Genomic DNA, 23,172 nt, shown 5'->3' with positions numbered 1-23,172 from the left:
TTATATTATTTCGTCTCGTAATATTTTCATTGCATTATCATGAAAAATCCGGATCGCGTAGTCCTCACCGTATCTACTCTCTACAAAGTCCCTGCAGGACAAAAGATGCGGAGCACGTCCCTTATTGTCATGAGCATCCGTGGCAATAAAATGAACCATTTTTTCTTTTAAAAGCTCTCTTGTAAAATGCCTTATCCCAAGTCCGTATTTTCCCATGACACTGTTTGCATTAACCTGGATATATACACCCATATCGATTAGCTCATCCACATATTTTATGTGCTTTGCAATATCCGCATATCTCTCAACATGAGCAAGTACAGGCATGTATCCTGTTGACGCAACTGCATATAAAGCATTATGAATGCTCTTGTACATATCGGTCGGATGAAACTCTACAAGCATATACCTTGAGTCTGCAAGCGAAGAAATCCTCCCCTGCTCAATTTCTCTCACGGTATTGTCGCAATAATAAATCTCATTTCCGGGAAAAAGCTGCACCTTCATTCCTTTTTCATGCGCTCTTTCCATGAGCTCTTCCGTATATTCTATGTTGTGTTCGGGACTTACGTTATGATGCATCGGTTTATGATGCGGTGTGAGAATCATGCCTTTAGTACCTTCAGACAGGGCAGTCTTTAACATTTCAAGACTCGTCTCCATATCAGGAGAACCGTCGTCGACCCCCGGCATTATATGGCAATGAATATCAATTGATGGTATCACCTAAAAACTCCCCAACATACAACAAATTGTACTACCTCACATTCAGTATACATCATGTTGTTTTGCCTTGCAATTACTATATTTTCCGCATCTTTCAGGTCAAATAAGCCTAAAATAACGGCAAAGGGACGGCTCTTTTTGGAACCGTCCCTTTTATCATGTAAAACTGTTTTTTGAAGAATCGTACTTGTAGCCGATGCCTTCGAGTTTTTTTACTATCTCTTCAAGGTCAGAGTGACTAATATCAAGTCCTTCTGCCAAAGCATCAAGGTCTTTATAATTATCCCTTAACTGAGTATTAATATAGCTCAAAAGCATTACCGGATCCTTGGGTATCATGTATATTTCCTCCGTATCATGGCTCATTCTTCTTTGCATGTGCTACAAGGTCATTTCCTTCCACATCAAATACTATTGTATCATGTGGGCTGACCTTATCTTCAAGGATGAGCTTTGCAGAAAGTGTTTCTACATACTTCTGGATAAATCTCTTTATTGGCCTTGCGCCATAGTTTGCATCATAAGCATTGTCTGCCACATACTGCTTAGCAGCAGGTGTAAGGCTGATGCTTATCTCTCTGTCTGCAAGTCTCTTATTGAGGTCGTCAACAATAAGTTCAACAATTCCGCTTATATTGTCCTTGGTAAGAGGCTTAAACAGGATCATCTCATCAAGTCTGTTAAGAAACTCAGGTCTGAAATGAGCATGAAGCTCATTCATTGTCATCTCTTCTGCTTCTTTACTTATTGAGCCGTCCTCCTGAATTCCATCAAGAAGGTATGGTGCACCGATATTGGAAGTCATGATAAGGATAGTATTCTTAAAGTCCACTGTTCTGCCCTGAGAATCAGTAACTCTTCCGTCATCAAGAATCTGCAGCAAAACATTGAACACATCAGGATGAGCCTTCTCAACTTCATCAAAAAGAACAACAGCATAAGGTTTTCTGCGAACAGCCTCTGTAAGCTGACCACCTTCCTCATAGCCTACATATCCGGGCGGTGCTCCAATAAGCCTTGAGACGCTGTATTTCTCCATGTACTCACTCATGTCGATCCTGACAATATTATTCTCATCATCAAAAAGTGATGCTGCAAGACTCTTTGCAAGCTCTGTTTTACCTACACCTGTAGGTCCAAGGAACATAAATGAACCAATCGGCTTTCCCGGATCCTTTATTCCGGCCTTAGATCTCATAATAGCTTCAGCGACCTTAGTCACCGCCTCATCCTGGCCAACTACTCTCTTATGAAGCTCATCAGCAAGGTGCAGAGTCTTATTCCTTTCACTCTCAGTCAGTTTGGAAACTGGAATACCCGTCCATCTGGATATTATCCTTGCAATCTCCTCATCCGATACCTTTTCATGCACAAGAGAGAGTTCTTTGGAATTTGTCTTTGCCTCTTCCTGTTCGAGCTCTTTTCTCAGCTCCGGAATCTTACCATACTGGAGTTCTCCGGCCTTTTCAAAATCACCGTTTCTTTGTGCGATCTGCAGCTCAGTATTAGCTTCTTCTATGCTTTCTCTTATCTTTGCAAGCTTATCAACAGCATCTTTTTCGTTCTGCCACTGAGCCTTTCTGGTATCAAAATCAGATTTAAGCTCCGCCAGTTCTTTCTGCAGCGCGGCAAGTCGCTCCTTACTAAGTGAATCATCTTCTTTTGAAAGTGCGACCTCCTCCATCTGAAGCTGCATGATCTTCCTGTTCATGTCATCGAGCTCTGCGGGCATTGAATCCATCTCGGTCTTAATAAGTGCGCACGCCTCATCAACAAGGTCAATCGCTTTATCCGGAAGGAATCTGTCGGAAATATATCTGTTACTTAAGGTTGCAGCACTTACAAGGGCTGAATCCATTATCTTAACTTTATGATAGTTCTCATATCTTTCCTTCAAGCCTCTAAGGATACTTATCGTATCTTCAACCGTAGGTTCAGAGACCATTACAGGCTGGAATCTTCTCTCAAGAGCAGCGTCCTTTTCTATATAGAGTCTGTACTCATTGAGGGTAGTTGCGCCTATGCAATGAAGCTCTCCTCTTGCAAGCATCGGTTTCAGCATGTTGCTGGCATCCAGTGCGCCATCGGTCTTGCCTGCACCAACTATAGTATGGAGCTCATCAATAAACAATATGATCTCTCCGTCGGATTCCTTGACATCCTGAAGAACAGCTTTTAATCTCTCCTCAAATTCGCCTCTGTACTTGGCACCTGCAACAAGTGAACCCATATCAAGTGAGAAAATCTTTTTATCCTTCAGATTCTCAGGAACTTCTCCATCTGCAATTCTTTGCGCAAGAGCTTCAACTACCGCAGTTTTACCAACTCCGGGCTCACCGATAAGAACAGGATTATTCTTAGTCTTTCTTGATAAGATGCGGATTGTATTCCTTATCTCTGCATCTCTGCCTATTACAGGCTCAAGCTTCTGCTCTTTGGCACGCTCAACCAGTTCAATACCGTATTTTTCAAGGGTATCGTATGTTGCTTCCGGATTGTCGGATACAACTTTCTGATTACCTCTTACCTCTGACAGTGCCTGTAAAAACCTGTTCCTGTCTATTCCGCAGGTTTCAAACAGCCCTTTAACACCGCGATTGGGATTTCTCAAAATAGCAAGAAAGATATGCTCAACGGAAACATACTCATCTCCCAGAGCCTTCATCTCATCTTCACTCTTTAAAAGTGCCTTATTAAGGTCTGCGCCAACATAAGAATTGCCGCCTTGAACCTTAGGTCTCTTCTTTATAAGACCTTCTATCTGAGCTTTGAATACCTCTGGCTCAATGCCCATTTTTTCTATCAGTCTGGGAATAATGCTGTCTTCTATCGTCATCAAGCTGTACAGTAAGTGTTCCTGTTCTATTTCCTGATTACCGAAATCAACAGCAACCTTCTCCATGTTCTGAACCGCTTCTATTGATTTTTGTGTAAACTTCTGTATATTCATAACCCTACCTCTTTTATGAATGTATCATTTGTTCTATATCATGTATAACACACTTATTTTTCCATGTCAACCTGATAAATATACATTTAAGCAAAGTAATAGGCTACGCATCGCCTTTAATGGTGCATAGCCTATCGTATAATTTAGTGTCTGTTAAAAAAAGCGATTATAATTCCTTACTTTCAACATCAATTACTTCTTTTCCATTTTCCTTATCAACCTTATGGATCCGTGAAACAATCCACAGATTGGAGATACCATTGTAGATCAGAGCTCCGCCTATAAGCTGAACCACGTAGGAAAGTGCGATAACAGGTCTGAATAATAAGAATGCTCCAACAAGAATAGTTAAAACAGCAAGGATAAGTGCTACCCACCAGTTAGAATATTTGCTTCTACTTAAACTTATTGCCTCTCCGAGGTTCATAAGACCGCTAAAGAGAATGATAACTCCCGCGATTATCGGAATTATAGATTCAAAAAAGTGAGGATTTATAAGGATCCACAATCCTACAACAGATACAATAAGTCCCATTCCAAGTGAACTGTTTCTGGTAAGCATGTTCTGCTCTTTTTTGATTATCCCGCTCGCAACAGATGCTATTCCGGCAACCAGTATCAGTACGCCTATTGCCTTAGTCAAAATAGTAAGTGTTGTTCCCGGCAAGAATACAAGGATCAGTCCTACTACAACCAAAATTATGGCATCGATAAAAAAATTAGTTTTTAATCTGAAAAAGAAGTTCATTCTTCACCTCCACACTCTTCAAGCAGCTTATCCATAACCTCATATATTTCATCCCTTCCATCCTTGCTAAGAGAAGAATAAGGAAGGATCAGCTCCTCATCAGTCATACCAAGCGTCTCTCTTATCATATTCATGTGTTTTTCAAACTGACTTTTCTTTATCTTGTCAGATTTTGTTGCAATGATTATAGGCCTTGCACCTGATGATACTATCCAATCATACATCATCTTATCATTAGCTGACGGCTCATGTCTGATGTCTATAAGCAAAAACACCTGCTTTAACATAATGGATTTATTAAGATAATTCTCGATCATCTTTCCCCATTTTTTCTTAACAGAGTCCGGCACCTTTGCAAATCCATAGCCCGGAAGATCTACCAGATAAAATTCATTATTTACATTGTAATAATTTATTGTCTGAGTTTTTCCCGGTTCCTGGCTTACTCTTGCAAGATGTTTCCTGTTCATAAGTCCGTTTATAAGCGATGACTTACCAACATTACTCTTTCCGGCAAAAGCAAACTCCGGTTTATCATTCTGGGGCAGTTTGCTCGTAACACCAATTACCGTCTCTAGATTTACATTTTTTATAACCATCTGATTCTCCATCGTGCATAAAAAGGCAGGGACACTTAGATCTCTGCCTTTTGCATTAGTTTATTTATTCGTATATCCGCAAAATTATTTTGCAGGTTTAAGCCTCTTAGCTTCATCCTTATAAACAATCAGCGGTGAAGAATCTCCTGTAACAGATTCTTCCGTTACCACGCACTCTGTAATTGATTCATCAGAAGGAATCTCATACATTACATCCATCATAGCCTTTTCCATAATGGATCTGAGTCCACGTGCGCCGGTCTTTCTCTCATGAGCAAGAGATGCAATCTTAGCAATAGCATCATCTTCGAATGAAAGACTTACATTGTCAAATTCAAAGAGCTTCTGATACTGCTTAACAAGCGCATTTTTGGGCTCAGTAAGGATTCTGACAAGAGCTTCCTGACCAAGACCTTCAAGTGTAACGCAGATCGGAACACGGCCTACAAATTCAGGAATAAGTCCGAACTTAGTAAGATCCTGAGGTGTTACTTCCTTAAGAACCTCACCTATCTCACGCTCACTCTTATCAGCGATCTCTGCATTAAATCCGATTGAATTGCGGTCAAGACGTGCCTCAACAATCTTATCGAGTCCATCAAATGCACCACCACAGATGAACAGGATATTTGATGTATCGATCTGGATAAGTTCCTGATGAGGATGCTTACGTCCACCCTGCGGAGGAACGCTGGCAGTAGTACCTTCAATTATCTTAAGAAGTGCCTGCTGAACGCCTTCACCTGAAACATCTCTTGTTATTGAAACATTTTCACTCTTTTTAGTGATCTTATCAATTTCATCGATATAGACAATACCGTATTCTGCACGCTCTACATCATAATCTGCAGCCTGGATAAGTTTCAAAAGGATGTTCTCAACATCTTCACCGACATATCCGGCCTCAGTAAGGGTAGTTGCATCTGCAATTGCAAAAGGAACATTTATGATCTTAGCAAGTGTCTGTGCAAGATATGTCTTACCGGAACCTGTAGGTCCTACCATTATGATATTGCTCTTTTGAAGTTCTACATCATCCTCTGAACCACGTGTCTTGGGAGCCATAACTCTCTTATAATGGTTGTAGACTGCAACGGATAAAACTTTCTTAGCCTCATCCTGACCGATTACATATTCATCAAGGAAATTCTTGATCTCAACAGGCTTAAGGAGATTGATGTCAGTATCATCATGAGATACCGGCTCATCCTCAAATTCCTCTTCAATGATGTCTGCGCAGATATCAACACATTCATCACAAATATATACCCCTGCGGGTCCGGCTATTAACTTTTTAACCTGATTCTGTGTCTTGTTACAAAAAGAGCAGCGGATTTCTCCGGTGTTTTTAACTGCCATATTAGTTTCTTTCCTTTTTTAAAAAATGAAATTATTTGTCTTCTTTATCATCCTTGGGTCTGGACTCTACTATAGAATCGATAAGACCATACTCAAGAGCTTCCTGTGCTGACATCCAGTTATCTCTCTCTGTATCAGCAGCGATCTGCTCATAAGGTTTTCCTGTGTTCTCAGCAAGAAGTGTATTCAGTTTTTCTTTTGTGCGGATAATATGCTTAGCTGCAATTTCGATTTCAGTAGCCTGACCCTGAGTTCCTCCAAGAGGCTGATGGATCATTATCTCAGCATTGGGAAGAGCCATACGCTTCCCCTTAGCACCACCTGCAAGAAGGAATGCGCCCATGCTTGCAGCCATACCGATACATATTGTACTTACATCGCACTTGATGTAGTGCATTGTATCATAAATAGCCATACCGGATGTAATCTCACCACCGGGGCTGTTGATATACATATGAATATCTTTGCTGGGATCTTCTGCCTCAAGGAAAAGGAGCTGGGCAACTACTACACTTGCAGATACCGAATTAACTTCTTCACCAAGAAAAACTATACGTTCCTTTAATAATCTTGAATAAATATCATATGAGCGCTCACCACGGCTCGTTTGTTCTATGACGTAAGGTATTAAACTCATTATCGTGCTTCCTCTCTGTATTTTTTATAGTAATACTAGATTATTATAACCATTCAAATGATTTTACGCAACCTATAGCCCGAACTGCAACTACAACTAACGCCCCGAAAGAATTCAGATGCATGATCCGGATCCCTTCGGGGCGTATAATTTTATCTCATGTCAAGAAGCAGAGAATTATTCCTCTTCTGTCTTCTTAGTTGTCTTACGAGTGCGCTTAGGCTTCTCTTCGCCAGCTTCCTCTGTCTTCTTTGCAGCTGTCTTTCTTGTGCGCTTAGGCTTCTCTTCTGTAGCATCAGCCTCTGCCTTTTCTGCCTTCTTAGCAGCTGTCTTTCTTGTCTTCTTTGCAGCGCCTTCCTTAACGTTCTCTACAACGAACTTAGCTGCCTTCTGAACAGCGAGGTCATCCTTAAGAGTCTTGAGCTCACGCTCGCCCATAAGCTCCTTAACCTTATCAAGTTCCATCTTGTACTGCTCAGCCATCTTCTTGAGTTCTTCCTCAACTTCTTCCTCAGAAGCTTCAAGCTTCTCAGCTGCTGCAATTGCCTCAAGAACAAGTCTTGACTGGATGCGCTCGATAGCCTGAGGCTTAACCTGCTCCATAAGCTGCTCAACAGTGTTGCCTGTGTACTGCATGTACTGCTTCATGTTCATGCCCTGATACTGAAGTCTCTGAGCAAAATCATTTACGATCTGACGCTGCTGTGTCTCAATCATCTTCTCAGGAAGTTCCATCTCAGAATCCTCGATGATAGCCTTAACAGCTGCATCCTCTCTCTTAGCCTTAGCTTCAGCTTCCTTGCGCTCAGCAAGCTTCTTCTTTACATCTTCCTTATACTCAGCAACTGTCTCGAACTCAGAAACATCGCTTGCGAACTCATCATTGAGCTCAGGAAGTTCCTTAGCCTTGATAGCCTTAACTGTGCACTTGAATGTAGCATCCTTACCTGCAAGCTCTTCTGCCTGATATTCCTTAGGGAATGTAACATTTACATCGCCCTCTTTGCCAATCTCAAATCCGATAAGCTGCTCTTCAAATCCGGGAATGAAAGCACCTGAACCGATTGTAAGAGGATAATCTGTACCCTTACCGCCTTCAAAAGGTGTTCCGTCTACAAATCCTTCGAAATCAAGAGTTACGATATCGCCGTTCTCAACCTTACGATCTGTAACTTCGATAGTTCTTGCATTTCTGTTTCTCTCCTGATCGATCTCAGCATTAACTTCCTCGTCAGTTACGTCAAGGTCCATCTTTTCTACCTCAACGCCCTTATATTTTCCAAGCTTAACTTCAGGCTTAAGTGCAACCTCAGCTGTGAAGATAAAAGGCTTACCTGCTTCAATCTGAACTACATCGATATCAGGATTTGATACGATATCCTCGCCGCACTCTTCTGCTGCCTTGGGATATTCTGCATTGATAACTTCATTTGCAGCATCCTCAAAGAAGATTTCCTTACCGTACATACGCTCTACCATTTTGCGGGGAGCCTTACCCTTACGGAATCCGGGAATCTGGATCTTGTTCTTCTGCTTGTTATAAACTGTCTCGATAGCCTTCTCAAAAACATCTGCATCAACTTCGATTGTAAGCTTAGCCATGCCCTTCTCGAGCTTTTCTACTGATACGCTCATTGAAATTTCTTCCTCCTATACTACGTATAAAATAAATGTTTACACAACTATTTTTGTGCTGTTTATCTATATATAAAGTGACCTGTGTTAAATCATCAGGCACAGTTGCCTAAAGATTATAGCACAGGTCTTTAATAATTTCTACTCTATTTTTCTGTATTACCTGTCAGGCAAAATTTCTTTACTCATTTGAGCATTACTGTATCTGACATCCCCCGTGACATCTTCAAGAAACCATTCTGCAGGTCTGTATTTTTCGGCATAATCCTCATCAGGAAATTCAACTTCTGCAATGACCCTTCCGTCAAAAGGAGCACCAAACACATCCAGTTCGATCTTCATTTGAGATATTTTTTCCTCAAAATCAGGATGACCTTTGGCAAAATCGCTGTCATAAGCATCAGGATTAAGCGGTATGATATATCTTTTCTTTCTTATCACATTGCCGTCTGCCTTTTTGGCAAGATGCTCATAGGAATCCTTATCAAGAGGCATATTGTACTCGGTTTTCCCGATTCCTCCCTCTATATCTTCCTGCTCCTGACTTTCTATGGCATTAACCTTGCAGAACTCTTTTCCTGCCTTGTAGGTCATATAGTAGTGATCGTCCTCTCTCCTTACTCTAATAGCAGGAATCACACTCAAATACCCCTGCTCGATAACGCGTACAGGATAATCCTCCAGTTTATTTGGCATATTCTTTACTGTAAATTTTCTTTCGATTTCAAGTCCCATAATTAACCTCATAAGGGCTTTTTTGTAATCAGATCCCGATTATCAAAAAAGCCCTCTTCATATCTCATATTCCTGCTGCCATTTACTGTCTGTATACTATCTTGTTTCCAAGTTCTGTAGCAGCTTCTTTTCCGCAAAATCTCTCGACAATTGCAAGTCCGAAAGGAATCGCCGTGCCCATCCCCCTGCTTGTAAGGATGTGACCATCAACTGTCGTCTCACTCATCTGCACATCTGCGCCCTTAAGCTCACCTTCAAGTCCGGGGAATACACATGCCTTTTTCCCCTGCAGGATGCCTGCTCTTCCGAATATTCCGGGTGCTGCGCAGATTGCACTGATATATCTTCCGGCAGCATTAAAAGCTCTGACCTGTCTCATGAGATCTTCTGTTTTTTCAAGATTGATCGTTCCCGGCATTCCACCCGGCAAAACGAGCATATCCGTGTTGTCAAAATCAACGTCTTCCATGGTTTTATCAGCGCTCACAACTATACCATGAGATCCTTTTACAGTAAAATCATCGGTTACAGATACCATATCTATATTAAGACCTGCTCTTCTGCATAGATCAACTACCGTAAGTGCCTCAATCTCTTCGAACCCCTCTGCCAAAAACAATGCTATATTTGCCATTTTATGCCTCCCTGATCTCTTTAATAAAACTCTTATTTTCCGATCTTTAGTTCGCCGCTGTCGTAATATCCGGCTCTCTCATTTAATATCTCTTCCAGCCCCATACCCTTCAAAATACCATAAGAAACTTCAAATTCCCTGTCAAAATCATTCACAGGGCAGCTTATAAGATTATACATTTCTCTTACCAGGGATTGCTCTATGGCTGTCTGATATCTTGCCTCAGATTCCAGAATAACACTTGTCGACGGAAAAGTGTACTGATTGGTAAGACATACATCATACAAATTCTCAAACCAGTCATAACTTTCCCATTTGCAATTTTCAGCCCAAATCGAAACCTGGGCTCTTTTGTTTGTCATAAACGGAAACTGACCATTAACAATGCAGTAATCGTCAGGGTGTCCGGGATATCCCTCTGCATTAAGTTCATCAATAGATCTTGCAAGCGGCGCTCCGCCCTCAGTCTCTTCATACCCCGGTGCATAATTGATCTTTATTGCATTATCAGGGTCGGCAAGCCAGTTCAGATACTTCATTATGGCAGGAAGCTTTTCCTTACTCTTTGAAGGAACCATTATATACATGCCATAAAGAGGTTCTGTTACATTTATGTACTCTCCGGATTTAGTATCAAAGCAAAGTAAAGGAACGAGCTCAGCATCCTTTACATTCTTCTTCAAAGTTTCTATATAGCTAAATGGATTGAGCGCATCATCTACAAAAAATCCGACCTTGCCACTCTCTATATCATCTACAAATTTGGAGTCATCTGTATCTGCGGCAAAATCAAGAGATATGATCCCGTCATTGTATAACTTATTCATCTCTCTTATTCCGTCCATTGCCCCTTTTGCAAAAACAATGAAGCGCTCGGAATATATAAATGAATCTCTCTCAGAAAGATCATCCACATAGGAGCATACAAAGCTGTGATAAAACTTTTCAGAGTTTGTATTTCCTCCCATTCCCCACGGAATCACTCCGTCAACATTTCCGGGGTTCTTCTCTTTTACCGCATATAAATATTCAAAAAGTTCTTCCTTATTCTTGGGGACATCCATTCCAAGTGCATCACACCAGTCTTTTCTTATATAGGCAAGGTGTCTTGGCTGCCTGAAGCCTCTTCTTTTCATGACAGCAATGCGCTTGTCGTTATACTCGCCCATGTACTGGATATCGCCAATATACTCCTGTATGTTGGTGCAGTACTCATCATATTCCTTACCTATTTCCGTGACTTTCCCCTGCTTTGTCATATATCCGAAAACAGATGGCGAATAGGTAAAGAAAATATCAGGAATTGTTCCATCTTCCATCATTTTTTCGATTTCTTCGTCAGAATGATCTCTGGGAACATCCACAAAATGGACTTCTATTCCAAGTTCCTTTTTTACATTTTCTCTTATGTAAATCGCAAGACCGTTGTCATCTCCGTTTTTTCCTTCAGGAAATGTACCTCTGTCCCACACCATACATGTAATGCTGTTTGCATCATCATTTGAATTATAAGCCGTTTCAATATTCGCTTCAGCACATCCGGCCGATCCGGTAAGCATAAGAATCGCTGTACCTGCTATAATTAGTCTTTTAAATAAAAAACCTTTCATTAGCTAGTCCTCATAACGTTTAATAGTTGATTCCCCTATACTTAGTTCCCCCGGAAATATAATATGTCTGTGGCTACTTCTTGATTCTATCAGATCAAAAAGAAGCTTTACAGTTTCTCTTGAAATCTGGTCAAGCGGCTGCTTTATTGTAGTAAGCCTGGGGTTATAAAATCTGCCGATCTCCATTCCGTCAAATCCGCACACGCTGATATCTTCGGGAATCCTTAGCCCCGCATCGGCAATTGCCCTCATCGCCCCTATCGCAAGTAGATCTGTAACGCAAAAAATCGCGGTTACTTTCTTGTTTGATGACAATATTCTCTGTGTGGTACGATATCCATTTTCCGTTGAAAAATGTTCCATATTTTGATCTACATAAAATATCAGGTCTTCATCTACAGGAATATTTCTCTCTGCAAACGCATCTCTGTATCCCTCAAGTCTCAGATGTCCAACAGACCTCCTCAGCATTGCCTCTGTAATTATCGCTATGTCCTTATGCCCCAGGTTCATCAGATACTGGGTAAGATGTTTTGCTTCAAGTCTGTCATCAACAGAAACTGTTGAAAACTCTTTAACCTCTTCTTCATTTATTACAGAAGAGCTTATTGTAGAAAAGATAACAGGCACCTTCAGGTTCTTTAATTTTCCCGATGACTGCTCCGCGCCACCCCCAAGGAATATTATTCCCCTTAAGCGCTTTTCATTTTCAAGCTCCAGTGCTACATCAGCCTCATCTTCGTCAGCTCCTACATGCCTTAATACAAGTGCATATTTTTGCCTGTCTATTTCCTTTTCGATTATGTCTATCATCGGAGAAAAGAAGGGATTGGTTATTCCCTTGATAAGCACTCCGATACATTTGGCATCCGTTCTCTTAAGATTTCTTGCACTGTCATTGGGAACATATCCTGTCTCCTTGATAGCAGCCATTATACGTTCCCTGGTCTTTGCACCGACATCAGGATGTCCGTTTAAGACCCTTGATACGGTGCTGACCCCGACACCACACATATTCGCAATATCAACGATAGTTATTTTTGACATGCTTTAGCTCTTCCATAAATCTTAGCCATTTCAAGCATCTTTTCACACAGCTCTTTGGTAATGGCATCTTTTTTCATTCTCCATACCCAGTTTCCGCCAAGTGTTGAAGGAGTATTGATCCTTGCCTCGTTTCCGAGTTCAAGATAATCCTGCATGGGGATTATTGCAATATCAGAAACGCTCATAAGACAGGCTCTGATAAATTCCCATGTCACATTTTTGCTGCTCTTTATTCCAAGATATTTCTTGGCAAAATTCCTGTCACTTCTCGGAATGTCCTTATACCAGCCGCAGGTTGTCTCATTGTCGTGAGTTCCCGTATAAACGATGCTATTGGGAATATAATTGTGCGGAAGGTAGTCGCTCTCTTCCCTTGTATCAAAGGCAAACTGAAGTATCTTCATTCCGGGGAATCCGGTCTTCTTAACAAGTTTGATTACAGAAGGAGTAAGATATCCCAGATCCTCAGCAATGATCCTAAGATCACCGAGTTCCTTCTTCACCGTTGCAAACAGATCGTATCCGGGTCCCTGTTCCCATTTGCCGTTTTCCGCAGTAGGATCACCGAACGGAATTGCGTAGTATTCATCAAATCCTCTGAAGTGGTCGATCCTTATCACATCATAGAGTTTATAGCATTGTTCAATTCTCTGTATCCACCACTTAAATCCGGTCTTCTTGTGATAATCCCACTTGTAAAGAGGGTTACCCCACAGCTGACCTGTTGCACTGAATGCATCCGGAGGGCATCCTGCTACAGCAGTAGGACGATTCTTCTTATCCAGCTTAAAAAGCTCCGGATGTGACCATGTATCTGCAGAATCAAAAGCAACATATATCGGAATATCTCCGATTATATCTATGTTTTTATCATTTGCATATTTCTTTAGTGCAAACCACTGCTTCATAAACATAAACTGGATGAACTTATAAAGGCCCGCTTTGTCGGCATATTCTTTTCTGGCTTTTTCAAGAGCATCTTTTTTTCTAAGTCTTATATCTTCAGGCCACTCTATCCAACTAAGCCCGTCATATCTGTTTTTAAGAGCCATATAAAGCGCATAATCATCAAGCCACCAGGAGTTTTCTTTTGTGAAGGCATCATATTCCTTCTTAAATCCGGGCTCCGGAGCTTTTGTACTGCTAAGTGACAATCCACTGTTTACGTATGCCTTGTTCAAAACATCAAATCGTGTTTTAAAAAGCTTTGCATAATCAATTTTTTCCTCATTTGTGCCAAAGTCCACTGTTTTCAAGTCTTTTTCTGTCAGAAAACCTTTTCCGAGAAGATCGTCAAAATCGACGAAATAAGGGTTTCCGGCATAAGTGGAAAAAGACTGATACGGAGAGTCACCGTAGCTGGTAGGACCAAGCGGCAGGATCTGCCAGTAGCTCTGACCTGTTCTTTCCAGAAAGTCCACAAAATCATAGGCTTCCTTTGAAAAAGAACCTATACCATATTTCGAGGGCAAACTAAATACAGGCATAAGAATGCCGCATTTCCTCTTACTTTTTACCTTTTTTGCCATTTCTAAGCCATCCTTTTTTCATTCATATTTAATTATTTATAATTCAGTCCGACGGATCAGATCATAATCCGTCGGGACGAATTCCCCATATAAGGTTGCGCCACTGCTCCATCTGCTCAACCGTCATGAAGCCGTTGGAGGTTCCCATATATCCAATCTTATAGGATGAGAACAAAAGTGCATTCTTAATTGCATTTACTGAGTCTCCCGTTTCCTGATAGTAGTGAAGGAAACAAGCAAACAGAGCATTACCTGCTCCAACAGTATTGACAATTTCATTCGTCTTAACTGTCTTATAGTCTGCAATAAACCCTTTATGTTTGTCAAACAAAATTACACCTTTTGCTCCACGTCCCATGATGATTATGTCTGTACCATATGTCTTGCTGATACCTCTGATAAAGTCATACGGGTCTTCTTCGAGCTGGTCGTCGGAGAAATACAATATGGAAGCAGCATCAAGGAAATCTCTGTTATACTTCTCTTTTTCCCTGCAGAAATTACGGATATTGACCGCTACTTTTTTATCGTGTTCTGCCGCTGCGACTGCAAAAGGTCTGCAGAAATTAGCATTGGCAAGAACTACCATATCAGCCCAGCCTGCAAGAGGAGCAAACATAGACATATCGTAGACTTTGTCGCGAAGATCTTTGATGTCCTCAAAAATCTGCTTTTCTCTGTCCTTGTCATACAGAATAACACAGTTCGGTGTCTCTTCCATCATCTGAACAACATAATTGGTAGATAAAGTGATCTTGCTTCCCGGAGGGTTCAGATCATCCGGAGTATGATCTCGTCCGATGATCGACATGAACTCAACTTCATCGCCAAGCCATCTTAGGGCCAGTGACTCATTATACGCATCTCCGCCAAGACCTGTATAGATCGAATTTATCTGCGTAGTAAGCGGCTGATAAGTTATCGGCACCTTATCCACTCTGACAATAGTTTCTACCTGCGTAATACCTGCAACTACAAATTTTCCCATGTTTTCTCTCCTTTGCTTCAATCAAGGTTTCTGAATCATGTAAAATCAATCGTACGACAATTCGCGCATCATTTCCATATATCGTATGCTCTCTTCGTAATAAGCCTCAGGTTGAAATACCCCCTCCTGAAACATACGCTCAAGTAACCCTTTTCTTGTCATATCTATCACGTTGCCCATAAGCTCATAATTGGCACCGGGTTTAAATCTTGTTATATCGCTTCTTTCAAGCACGCCCTCCATGATTCTTTCATAGCTCTCCCTGGAAGGAAGAATAGCCGATGCTGCTTCCGGAACATCCTCAACTGCCGCGCCGTACAAAAAAAGCTGAATGTACGGATACTGCTGCATGCACAGCGAAACAGCTCTCTCTATCTGTTCTCTTAAGGTGAAAAAATCAGTGACATCCTTGGATACCCCCGTTGTCATCTCAAGAAGAATCACACGGGTACTGTAATCATAGATAAATTGGTATAATCCCAATTTAGTATCAAAATAATGAAAGATCAGTCCTTTACTAATACCTGCCATTTTGACTATATCGTCCGTACTCGCATGCATATAACCCCCAAGCGCAAAAGCCTTGAGAGATGCATTGATGATTCGATCCTGTTTTTCTTTCTTTAAGTCAAAAAACTTCTCGTTCATATGAAAAAATCATCTCCTGTAATTGACCGGACTAGTCCATTTCAATATACCATTTTAAGCGAATTAATTCAACGATTTAGCTTTAAATGCTTTTCTTATCTGACGATTTGTATTAAAATCATCTTTGTACTATGAATTTCTCTTACGAGGAGGCTAATATGGCAAAACATTTTGGAAAAATTGTTCTCTTTGCTGCAGCCGCAGGTGCTGCCGCTGCCGGAGTATACTATTATTTAACTCAGAAGGATACTGAATTAGATGATGACTTCGATGATTTCGAAGATGCTGACGATTTCGAGGATGACCTTGAAGAAACTACTTCATCTTTCAAAAGACGTTATGTAAATCTTGGTTCAGAATCAGAAGATGCTTCAGATGACGCAGAAGATACACCTGAGAAAACAGAAGAATTCTTTGATGACGAAGAAGACGAAGACATAAATGATCTTAAGAAAATGGATGGTGCTCTTTAAAAAAATGGATTGTACTCTTTAAAAAAATGACTGTAGAAAGCATTTGCTCTCTACAGTCTTATTTTTTGCTCTTTATTTGGCAGCTTTTGTCTTTTCCATTTCTTCCTTGATCTTGTCTTTTAGATCTTTAGCCTTATCCTTTAGTCTGGAATTAGCAGTCCTTGAAGTAATTATCGAACCTACCATTTTGTTGGCAACATCAAAATCACCGGTTTCAAGTCCAAGTGCTCCCATAAGATAATCAAGTGTAAGTTCATCCATTCCGGCAATCGGAGGAGTCTCGCTCTGTCTTGCGATCACAAATCCATCAAGAGCCTTTTTGAGCAGTTCTTTTTCCTGCTCATCATTGGACTTCTTCTTCTCTTCATATCCCTCTGCATTAGGATCAAGTCTTTGTGTCTCTCCTCTTAAAAGCCATGCCATCTTCAGGCAAAGATAAGCTTTTTCAGAATTCTTAGCCTTCTTTACCATGGCAGTTGCTATGGCAAGCTCATATCTCATATGGGCTTCTTCGTAGCTATAGGTTGTTCCGGAGAATTTCTGTTCCTTATAGTTCGCACTTATCTTGCTTCTTATCTCATCACACTGAAACTTTGTGAGGTTTCCGTAATATCTTGCAAGAGCAGAATATCCACACTTCGGGCAGGTTATAATGTCATACTTGATCTGATCGATCTCATCATAATCAGGTCTTAAGTCAATATCAACGCCCTTGGTTCTAACCTTGCCGGATCTGACTGTCTTTGATTCAAACTGTTTGTCGCAAATAGGACAGGTATACTTCTTATCAAACAGAAGCGTCTCCTCATTTAAAGGAACAACCTCTTTTTTTACCTCTTCCTTTTTGACCTGCGCCTTCTTGGGCTCTTCATACAAGTCCTCTTCTTCAATGTTTCCAAGACCAAATTTCTTTAAACCGTCTAAAAATCCCATAATCCCACCTCATAATATGAAAAAACTTATGCCTTCGGTAAAACAAATGAACTCTTTAGCGACACGATTCTGTTAAATACCGGCTTACCGGGTGTTGAATCCTTATAATCCACGCAGAAATAACCATTTCTGACAAACTGGAACTTCTCATAAGCCTCGCTCTTTGCAAGCTCAGGCTCAAGCTTGGCATTCTTTATCACAGTAATTGAATTAGGGTTAAGGTTAAGTGAACCGTCTTCGTTGTATACGCCCTTTTCCTCATCTATGATATTTTCATACAGACGAACCTCTGCATCAATGCACTCAGTAGCACTTACCCAGTGGATAGTTCCTTTCACCTTCCTTCCGTCAGCACTGTCTCCGCCTCTGGTTTCAGGATCATAAGTACAATGGATCTCAGTAACTACGCCGTTCTCATCCTTTACACATCCTGTACATGTTACAAAATATGCATTCATGAGTCTTACTTCATTACCGGGGAACAATCTGAAGTACTTCTTCGGAGGCTCTTCCATGAAGTCTTCTCTCTCAACATACAGTTCTCTTCCAAAAGGAATCTTTCTGCTTCCGAGCTCCGGAGCCTCTTTATTATTCTCAATATCGAGCTCTTCGATCTGTCCTTCCGGATAGTTGTCGATTATAAGCTTAACCGGATCGAGGATAGCAAGCATTCTCTTTGCCTTGGGCTTTAAGTCCTCTCTTATGCAGTACTCAAGCATTGCATAATCAGCTGTTGAATTAGCTTTACTTACTCCGCAAAGCTCTACAAACTTCTGAATAGATTCAGGAGTAAAACCTCTTCTTCTAAGAGCTGCAATCGAAACAAGTCTGGGATCATCCCAGCCGTCAACGATCTTATCCTCTACAAGCTTCTTGATATATCTCTTTCCTGTTACAACATTCTTAAGATAAAGCTTTGCAAACTCAATCTGACGCGGGGGATTCTCATAACCGCACTCTATCTTAACCCAGTCATATAAAGGTCTGTGGTCTTCGAACTCAAGTGTACAGATAGAATGTGTGATTCCTTCAACCGCATCTTCAATAGGATGTGCAAAATCATACATCGGATAAATGCACCATTTATCGCCTGTACGTGCATGTGTCATATGTGCAACTCTGTAAATGATCGGGTCACGCATATTGATGTTAGGAGATGCCATATCGATCTTTGCTCTAAGAGTCATGGCTCCATCTTCGACCTTGCCACTCTTCATCTCCTCGAATAATCTTAAGTTTTCTTCAATGCTTCTGTCTCTGTTAGGGTCATTTTTTCCGGGCTCTGTAAGAGTTCCTCTGTACTCTCTCATCTCATCGGCAGTAAGCTCTGAGACATAAGCCTTACCCTTTTTGATAAGCTTTATTGCATTCTCATACATCTCATCAAAATAATCGGATGCATGATACAATCTATCTTCGTAATCAGCGCCAAGCCACTTAACATCCTCGATTATGGCATCCATAAATTCGGACTTCTCTTTAGTGGGGTTGGTATCGTCAAATCTCATATTGAATTTGCCGTTGTATTCTTTGGCAAGACCGTAGTTTAAGAGTATGCTCTTAGCATGTCCAATATGCAAAAAGCCATTAGGCTCCGGAGGAAATCTCGTTACAACGTGGTCATAGACTCCTTCCTTTAAGTCCTTGTCGATTTCCTGCTCAATAAAGTTTCTTGATTCTTCTGACATGTTTCGTAATTCCAATCTAATTAGTTTTTCTATAATTCTACCACAAAAAACCGGCGATTTGCATCTATCGCAAAATACGGCATTATGCGGTTTATTTTATATATTTCTTTTCAAATTCCTCTGCCGGTACGGGAATGCTGTAATATGTTCCCTGAACATAAGGGACTTTAAGCTTTTTAAGGATATCAAGCTGTGATTTCTTCTCGATACCTTCTACGCATATCTTTGCGCCCAAAGCACCCGACAGATCAACAAGTGATACAATAAGAGACTTTGCATAGGTCTCTGTTTCAAGTTCTGATGTTATGCTCTTATCAACCTTGATCGAAGCAAAATTGAGCGCTCTAAGGCCATTTATCGAGCTGTATCCGGTACCAAAATCATCAAGTGAGAATCTGACTCCCATCTCTTTGATCTTATTTATGGCGCCGCCTGTTCTCTCTGTATTATTCATGGTCAGCGCTTCAGTAACATCAAGCACAAGCTGCTCGGGCTTTATCTTTGCATCATCAACAGCTTCTTTTAGCTTCACAGATAAATCCGGCTGCATAAGCTGTACAACGGACATATTAACAAATACGCTGAGCTCTTTTCCGAGCTTCTTGCTCCACTCGCCGCACTTCTTAGTCGCCTCTCTGAATACATATTCGCCTATAGGATTTATCAGTCCCAGATACTCCGCAAGCGAAATAAACTCGGCCGGGCTTATATAACCGAGCATTCTGCTGTTCCATCTTACAAATGCTTCTACAGCAACGATCTCATCCTTTTTGCCGTCTATGCTCATTACAGGCTGATAATAAACTTCAAACTCTCTGCAATCATCCTCAACTGCCTTGTGCATAGCCTTTTCCATATCAAGTCTTCTTATGGATGATGCGTCTATGCTGTCAGAGTACTGAGAAATCCTGTTTTTACCTGACTTCTTAGCTTCATACATCGCAATATCGGATTTACGGATAAGCTCCTCAACAGTATCACCGCCGGAAGGGAATTCAACCATACCCATACTCATGGTGCAGTAATAATCTCCATCCTTCAGATACCAGGGTGTTGCGAACGCTCTCTTTATCTCCTCGAGAATGCTGCCTAATTTATTATAGCTTTCAGGCGGAACAATAATTACAAATTCATCTCCGCCCATTCTGTAGCAGGAGTTCTGAACTCCGTCGATCGACTTTATCGCAGATGATATATCCTGCAAAAGGACATCACCATACTGATGTCCAAGTCCGTCATTTATCTTCTTAAAGTCATCAAGGTCAAGGTACATGAGCATGCCCTTAGTACCTGTTTTCTTGGCTTTCTCAACATATTCGACAAGGTCTCTTTCGCAGCACAATCTGTTATACAGGCCTGTTAAGAAATCTGTATAAGCCTGCTGCTCTATTCTCTTTTGGTATATCTTTTTCTCGGTTATCTCATACAAAGCACACAGTGATACCAGTCTTCCGTCAACCCACCTGATCCTTGTATAGTACAGGTCGTACCATCTGTCCTTTGCTTCGTAATATATCTCATAATTTCCGCTGTGACTTCTGGGCGGAATATTAGCTTCAAAGAGATCTTTTAATTCATTTTTCTGAAGTTCTCTTGCGAAATACTTGCGAAGACTTCTGTTTGCAAAAAGCATTTCATCAGTTTTCATGCACCTTACATATATAGAACTTCCCACATTATCAAGAACTGCTTCAAGTGAATGGAAAGAGCTTGCAATAGAGTTCCTCTGGATTCTCTTTGTAATGATGTTCTGCAGGATCTTGATTGAGTCATTTATGAACTTGATGTCATTAACAACCCACTCTCTGTTCTCTCTGGTCTCTGCAAAACATGCATAGAACGGAATCTGATCTACTATGACGATAGGTATTGAGACCACCGCATAGATTCCAAGATCCTCGAGTTGTTCCTTTTCTCCTGCATTCATTGAAGTACTTGCGGAAACAGCGGTAAGCTGTGTGCTTCCAAGGAACCAGCATCTATCAAGATCCGTATCTTCCTCAAAAACTTTGTATTGTCCGTCGAGCATCCACTCAACAACAATATCCATGAGCTTATCTTCAGTATGTATCCTGCAGATAAAAGCATTGCTTATGTTCAGATACTCACAGATTTTCCTTAGTATCTTCTGCATTACAACTTCGATCTCATCATCGCTGTCAAGCATTGATACGATCTCTGTCATGATCTCCGCTCTGCGGAATGAAAGCTTATAATCTTCAGTTTTCTTAAATGTCACAGCAGAAGTAGCTGCTGCATCATTCTGGGATTTATAGGCTCTGGCGAGTGCTAAAGATGTAACCCGCAAAAAGTCCAGTGAATTGTAGAATTTCTTTTCGGTCGTAGTAAGAGAGATATTTTCTGCAGGATCGTTCTCATAGAGTTCCTTTTCATATTCGGCATCGCTCAAAACAGCGCATGCTATCCAGACAAAGGAGATAAGTCCTTTGACCTTGATTGCAACTGCTCCCATCCTGATATTCGGAACAAGGGTTCTCTCAACAGCCTGATCTTCCAGGTCGCTTTCTGTAACCCTCTGGAAAATATTCATGATGTGAACATCGGGAACTGCTTTCTTGATCTCTGCAACATCCAGCGGATTACCTGCAAAATCGATTATCTTTTCTCCGCCAGGGCCAAGGCAGCACAAGAAAACTCCAGCCATGGCACTATAACTTTCCTGCCATCTGCGAAGTTCCTTGTCATTAATTTTCATGGAATTAAAAGGGCTTAAATTGCCTTCCTTTTCCAAAAATCCGCCTCCTGATTCCTTATAAATTATTCGTCTACGCTATAGTTAGGCGCTTCCTTTGTGATATGTATATCATGAGGATGACTCTCTTTAAGAGCAGCACTTGTCATCTTGATGAACCGGCCGTTCTCATTAAGCTTCTCAATGGTCTCGCATCCGCAATAACCCATACCTGCTCTGAGACCGCCGATAAGCTGGAATACTGTATCTTCAACTGTTCCCTTATAAGCAACACGTCCTTCAACGCCCTCGGGAACAAGCTTCTTTGCGCCTTCCTGGAAGTAGCGATCCTTAGAACCGTTCTCCATAGCAGCGATAGATCCCATTCCACGATATACCTTGTATTTTCTACCCTGGAAGAGTTCGAAGTCGCCGGGAGCTTCATCACAGCCTGCAAACATAGATCCCATCATAACAAGGCTTCCGCCTGCAGCAATAGCTTTAGTAATATCACCTGAGTACTTGATACCACCATCAGCGATGATCGGGATACCATACTCCTTAGCAACAGAGTAGCAGTTCATGATAGCTGTAACCTGAGGAACACCGATACCTGCAACTACACGGGTAGTACAGATAGAACCGGGTCCTATACCTACTTTAACGGCATCTGCGCCTGATTCGATAAGTGCCTTTGTAGCTTCTGCTGTAGCAACGTTACCTGCGATAACCTGAAGGTCCGGGAATTTCTCCTTGATCATTCTAAGGCACTTTAATACATTTTCGGAATGACCGTGTGCAGAATCAAGTACTACACAGTCAACTTTTGCATCAACAAGTGCACTTACTCTGTCGAGTACATTTGCACTGATACCAACTCCTGCGCCGCAGAGAAGTCTTCCCTGGTCATCCTTAGCAGCAAGAGGATATTTGATGGTTTTCTCAATATCTTTAATTGTAATAAGACCTACAAGATTGTAATCGTCATCAACAAGAGGAAGTTTTTCCTTCTTGGATTTAGCAAGGATCATCTTTGCTTCTTCAAGAGTGATCCCGGCCTTAGCTGTAACAAGATTCTCGGAAGTCATTACGTCTCTGATCTTCTGATCAAAATTCTTTTCGAACTTAAGATCACGGTTTGTAATAATTCCGACAAGCTTCTTGCCTTCAGTAATCGGCACACCGGAAATACGGAATTTTGCCATAAGTGCATCTGCATCAGCAAGAGTGTGCTCAGGTGAAAGTGAGAAAGGATCTGTGATAACACCATTCTCAGATCTCTTAACCTTATCAACCTCATCTGCCTGAGCTTCGATCGACATGTTCTTGTGAATGATACCGATACCGCCCTGACGAGCCATAGCGATTGCCATACGGTGCTCTGTAACAGTATCCATACCTGCACTCATCATAGGAATGTTGAGTTTCAATTTCTTGGTTAAATGTGTGCTGACATCTATCTGATTTGGTATAACCTGTGAATATGCAGGTACCAAAAGTACATCATCAAAAGTAATTCCTTCGCCAATTATCTGTCCCAT

Annotated in this window: 20 protein-coding genes; 1 reads left to right on the top strand and 19 read right to left on the bottom strand. The window is 41.2% G+C overall.

Going from position 1 to position 23,172, the window contains the following annotated elements; all coding sequences use genetic code 11:
- The 15 genes from T543_RS08015 to T543_RS15200 all read right to left on the bottom strand — a co-directional run bounded on the left by T543_RS08015 (position 1) and on the right by T543_RS15200 (position 15,845).
- The gene (locus T543_RS08015; RefSeq protein ID WP_155843213.1) at positions 1-726 is read right to left on the bottom strand and encodes a CpsB/CapC family capsule biosynthesis tyrosine phosphatase; all 726 of its coding nucleotides are present in this window, start codon (positions 724-726) and stop codon (positions 1-3) included.
- Between the two features lie 156 nt (positions 727-882).
- Positions 883-1,065 (bottom strand): DUF4250 domain-containing protein, encoded by a 183-nt coding sequence (locus T543_RS08010; RefSeq protein WP_035767481.1) that lies wholly within the window; start codon positions 1,063-1,065, stop codon positions 883-885.
- A 16-nt stretch (positions 1,066-1,081) separates the two neighbouring features.
- Positions 1,082-3,676, bottom strand: a complete 2,595-nt coding sequence (gene clpB, locus T543_RS08005) for an ATP-dependent chaperone ClpB (RefSeq protein WP_035767473.1) — start codon at positions 3,674-3,676, stop codon at positions 1,082-1,084.
- Between the two features lie 166 nt (positions 3,677-3,842).
- On the bottom strand, positions 3,843-4,424 hold the full coding sequence (locus T543_RS08000) for an HdeD family acid-resistance protein (RefSeq protein WP_035767471.1): 582 nt from the start codon (positions 4,422-4,424) through the stop codon (positions 3,843-3,845).
- Positions 4,421-5,023, bottom strand: coding sequence for a ribosome biogenesis GTP-binding protein YihA/YsxC (gene yihA, locus T543_RS07995; RefSeq protein WP_035767469.1), 603 nt, complete (start codon positions 5,021-5,023; stop codon positions 4,421-4,423). Before yihA ends, T543_RS08000 begins: the two co-directional genes overlap by 4 nt.
- Positions 5,024-5,107: 84 nt before the next feature.
- Positions 5,108-6,382, bottom strand: a complete 1,275-nt coding sequence (clpX, locus tag T543_RS07990; protein ID WP_035767467.1) for an ATP-dependent Clp protease ATP-binding subunit ClpX — start codon at positions 6,380-6,382, stop codon at positions 5,108-5,110.
- Between the two features lie 31 nt (positions 6,383-6,413).
- A complete protein-coding gene (gene clpP, locus T543_RS07985; protein ID WP_035767459.1) occupies positions 6,414-7,019 on the bottom strand; it encodes an ATP-dependent Clp endopeptidase proteolytic subunit ClpP in 606 nt (201 codons plus the stop codon).
- Between the two features lie 177 nt (positions 7,020-7,196).
- A complete protein-coding gene (gene tig, locus T543_RS07980) occupies positions 7,197-8,654 on the bottom strand; it encodes a trigger factor (RefSeq protein WP_035767457.1) in 1,458 nt (485 codons plus the stop codon).
- 159 nt (positions 8,655-8,813) lie between these two features.
- Complete coding sequence (locus T543_RS07975; protein ID WP_035767454.1) at positions 8,814-9,389, bottom strand: CYTH domain-containing protein; 576 nt, start codon at positions 9,387-9,389, stop codon at positions 8,814-8,816.
- Between the two features lie 82 nt (positions 9,390-9,471).
- Positions 9,472-10,023: a DJ-1 family glyoxalase III gene (locus T543_RS07970; protein WP_035767452.1), complete on the bottom strand. Its 552-nt coding sequence runs from the start codon at positions 10,021-10,023 to the stop codon at positions 9,472-9,474.
- Positions 10,024-10,055: 32 nt separating this feature from the next.
- Complete coding sequence (locus T543_RS07965; protein ID WP_035767449.1) at positions 10,056-11,633, bottom strand: extracellular solute-binding protein; 1,578 nt, start codon at positions 11,631-11,633, stop codon at positions 10,056-10,058.
- 3 nt (positions 11,634-11,636) lie between these two features.
- Entirely contained in the window at positions 11,637-12,680 is a 1,044-nt protein-coding gene (locus tag T543_RS07960) for a LacI family DNA-binding transcriptional regulator (RefSeq protein WP_035767446.1), read from the bottom strand.
- Complete coding sequence (gene malQ, locus T543_RS07955) at positions 12,668-14,209, bottom strand: 4-alpha-glucanotransferase (RefSeq protein WP_035767445.1); 1,542 nt, start codon at positions 14,207-14,209, stop codon at positions 12,668-12,670. Before malQ ends, T543_RS07960 begins: the two co-directional genes overlap by 13 nt.
- Positions 14,210-14,270: 61 nt before the next feature.
- Positions 14,271-15,197 (bottom strand): carbohydrate kinase family protein, encoded by a 927-nt coding sequence (locus T543_RS07950; RefSeq protein WP_035767443.1) that lies wholly within the window; start codon positions 15,195-15,197, stop codon positions 14,271-14,273.
- 45 nt (positions 15,198-15,242) lie between these two features.
- Positions 15,243-15,845, bottom strand: a complete 603-nt coding sequence (locus T543_RS15200) for a TetR/AcrR family transcriptional regulator (protein ID WP_051638628.1) — start codon at positions 15,843-15,845, stop codon at positions 15,243-15,245.
- A 158-nt stretch (positions 15,846-16,003) separates the two neighbouring features.
- Between T543_RS15200 and T543_RS07940 the strand changes: the two genes are divergently transcribed.
- The gene (locus T543_RS07940; protein WP_051638627.1) at positions 16,004-16,318 is read left to right on the top strand and encodes a hypothetical protein; all 315 of its coding nucleotides are present in this window, start codon (positions 16,004-16,006) and stop codon (positions 16,316-16,318) included.
- 72 nt (positions 16,319-16,390) lie between these two features.
- Here the strand turns inward: T543_RS07940 and T543_RS07935 are convergent, their stop codons facing one another.
- The 4 genes from T543_RS07935 to guaB form a co-directional block, all read right to left on the bottom strand.
- Positions 16,391-17,251 carry a DUF2225 domain-containing protein gene (locus tag T543_RS07935; protein WP_035767442.1) on the bottom strand — a complete coding sequence of 287 codons (861 nt, stop codon included), beginning with the start codon at positions 17,249-17,251 and terminating at the stop codon, positions 16,391-16,393.
- A gap of 26 nt (positions 17,252-17,277) precedes the next feature.
- Complete coding sequence (locus T543_RS07930; protein ID WP_035767441.1) at positions 17,278-18,939, bottom strand: glutamine--tRNA ligase/YqeY domain fusion protein; 1,662 nt, start codon at positions 18,937-18,939, stop codon at positions 17,278-17,280.
- Between the two features lie 91 nt (positions 18,940-19,030).
- The gene (locus tag T543_RS07925) at positions 19,031-21,691 is read right to left on the bottom strand and encodes a sensor domain-containing phosphodiesterase (RefSeq protein ID WP_051638626.1); all 2,661 of its coding nucleotides are present in this window, start codon (positions 21,689-21,691) and stop codon (positions 19,031-19,033) included.
- 26 nt (positions 21,692-21,717) lie between these two features.
- The gene (guaB, locus tag T543_RS07920; protein WP_035767439.1) at positions 21,718-23,172 is read right to left on the bottom strand and encodes an IMP dehydrogenase; all 1,455 of its coding nucleotides are present in this window, start codon (positions 23,170-23,172) and stop codon (positions 21,718-21,720) included.

Source organism: Butyrivibrio sp. NC2002, assembly GCF_000702265.1.
GTDB lineage: Bacteria > Bacillota > Clostridia > Lachnospirales > Lachnospiraceae > Butyrivibrio.
Note: the sequence above shows the minus strand (reverse complement) of the source record. Positions and strands in the feature narration are given on the sequence as shown.

Bases quoted from the DNA above. Each gene is read 5' to 3' on its own strand.
- T543_RS08010 (WP_035767481.1), bottom strand. From the start codon at position 1,065: ATGATACCCAAGGATCCGGTAATGCTTTTGAGCTATATTAATACTCAG.
- clpB (WP_035767473.1), bottom strand. From the start codon at position 3,676: ATGAATATACAGAAGTTTACACAAAAATCAATAGAAGCGGTTCAGAAC.
- T543_RS08000 (WP_035767471.1), bottom strand. From the start codon at position 4,424: ATGAACTTCTTTTTCAGATTAAAAACTAATTTTTTTATCGATGCCATA.
- yihA (WP_035767469.1), bottom strand. From the start codon at position 5,023: ATGGTTATAAAAAATGTAAATCTAGAGACGGTAATTGGTGTTACGAGC.
- clpX (WP_035767467.1), bottom strand. From the start codon at position 6,382: ATGGCAGTTAAAAACACCGGAGAAATCCGCTGCTCTTTTTGTAACAAG.
- clpP (WP_035767459.1), bottom strand. From the start codon at position 7,019: ATGAGTTTAATACCTTACGTCATAGAACAAACGAGCCGTGGTGAGCGC.
- tig (WP_035767457.1), bottom strand. From the start codon at position 8,654: ATGAGCGTATCAGTAGAAAAGCTCGAGAAGGGCATGGCTAAGCTTACA.
- T543_RS07975 (WP_035767454.1), bottom strand. From the start codon at position 9,389: ATGGGACTTGAAATCGAAAGAAAATTTACAGTAAAGAATATGCCAAAT.
- T543_RS07970 (WP_035767452.1), bottom strand. From the start codon at position 10,023: ATGGCAAATATAGCATTGTTTTTGGCAGAGGGGTTCGAAGAGATTGAG.
- T543_RS07965 (WP_035767449.1), bottom strand. From the start codon at position 11,633: ATGAAAGGTTTTTTATTTAAAAGACTAATTATAGCAGGTACAGCGATT.
- T543_RS07960 (WP_035767446.1), bottom strand. From the start codon at position 12,680: ATGTCAAAAATAACTATCGTTGATATTGCGAATATGTGTGGTGTCGGG.
- malQ (WP_035767445.1), bottom strand. From the start codon at position 14,209: ATGGCAAAAAAGGTAAAAAGTAAGAGGAAATGCGGCATTCTTATGCCT.
- T543_RS07950 (WP_035767443.1), bottom strand. From the start codon at position 15,197: ATGGGAAAATTTGTAGTTGCAGGTATTACGCAGGTAGAAACTATTGTC.
- T543_RS15200 (WP_051638628.1), bottom strand. From the start codon at position 15,845: ATGAACGAGAAGTTTTTTGACTTAAAGAAAGAAAAACAGGATCGAATC.
- T543_RS07940 (WP_051638627.1), top strand. From the start codon at position 16,004: ATGGCAAAACATTTTGGAAAAATTGTTCTCTTTGCTGCAGCCGCAGGT.
- T543_RS07935 (WP_035767442.1), bottom strand. From the start codon at position 17,251: ATGGGATTTTTAGACGGTTTAAAGAAATTTGGTCTTGGAAACATTGAA.
- T543_RS07930 (WP_035767441.1), bottom strand. From the start codon at position 18,939: ATGTCAGAAGAATCAAGAAACTTTATTGAGCAGGAAATCGACAAGGAC.
- guaB (WP_035767439.1), bottom strand. From the start codon at position 23,172: ATGGGACAGATAATTGGCGAAGGAATTACTTTTGATGATGTACTTTTG.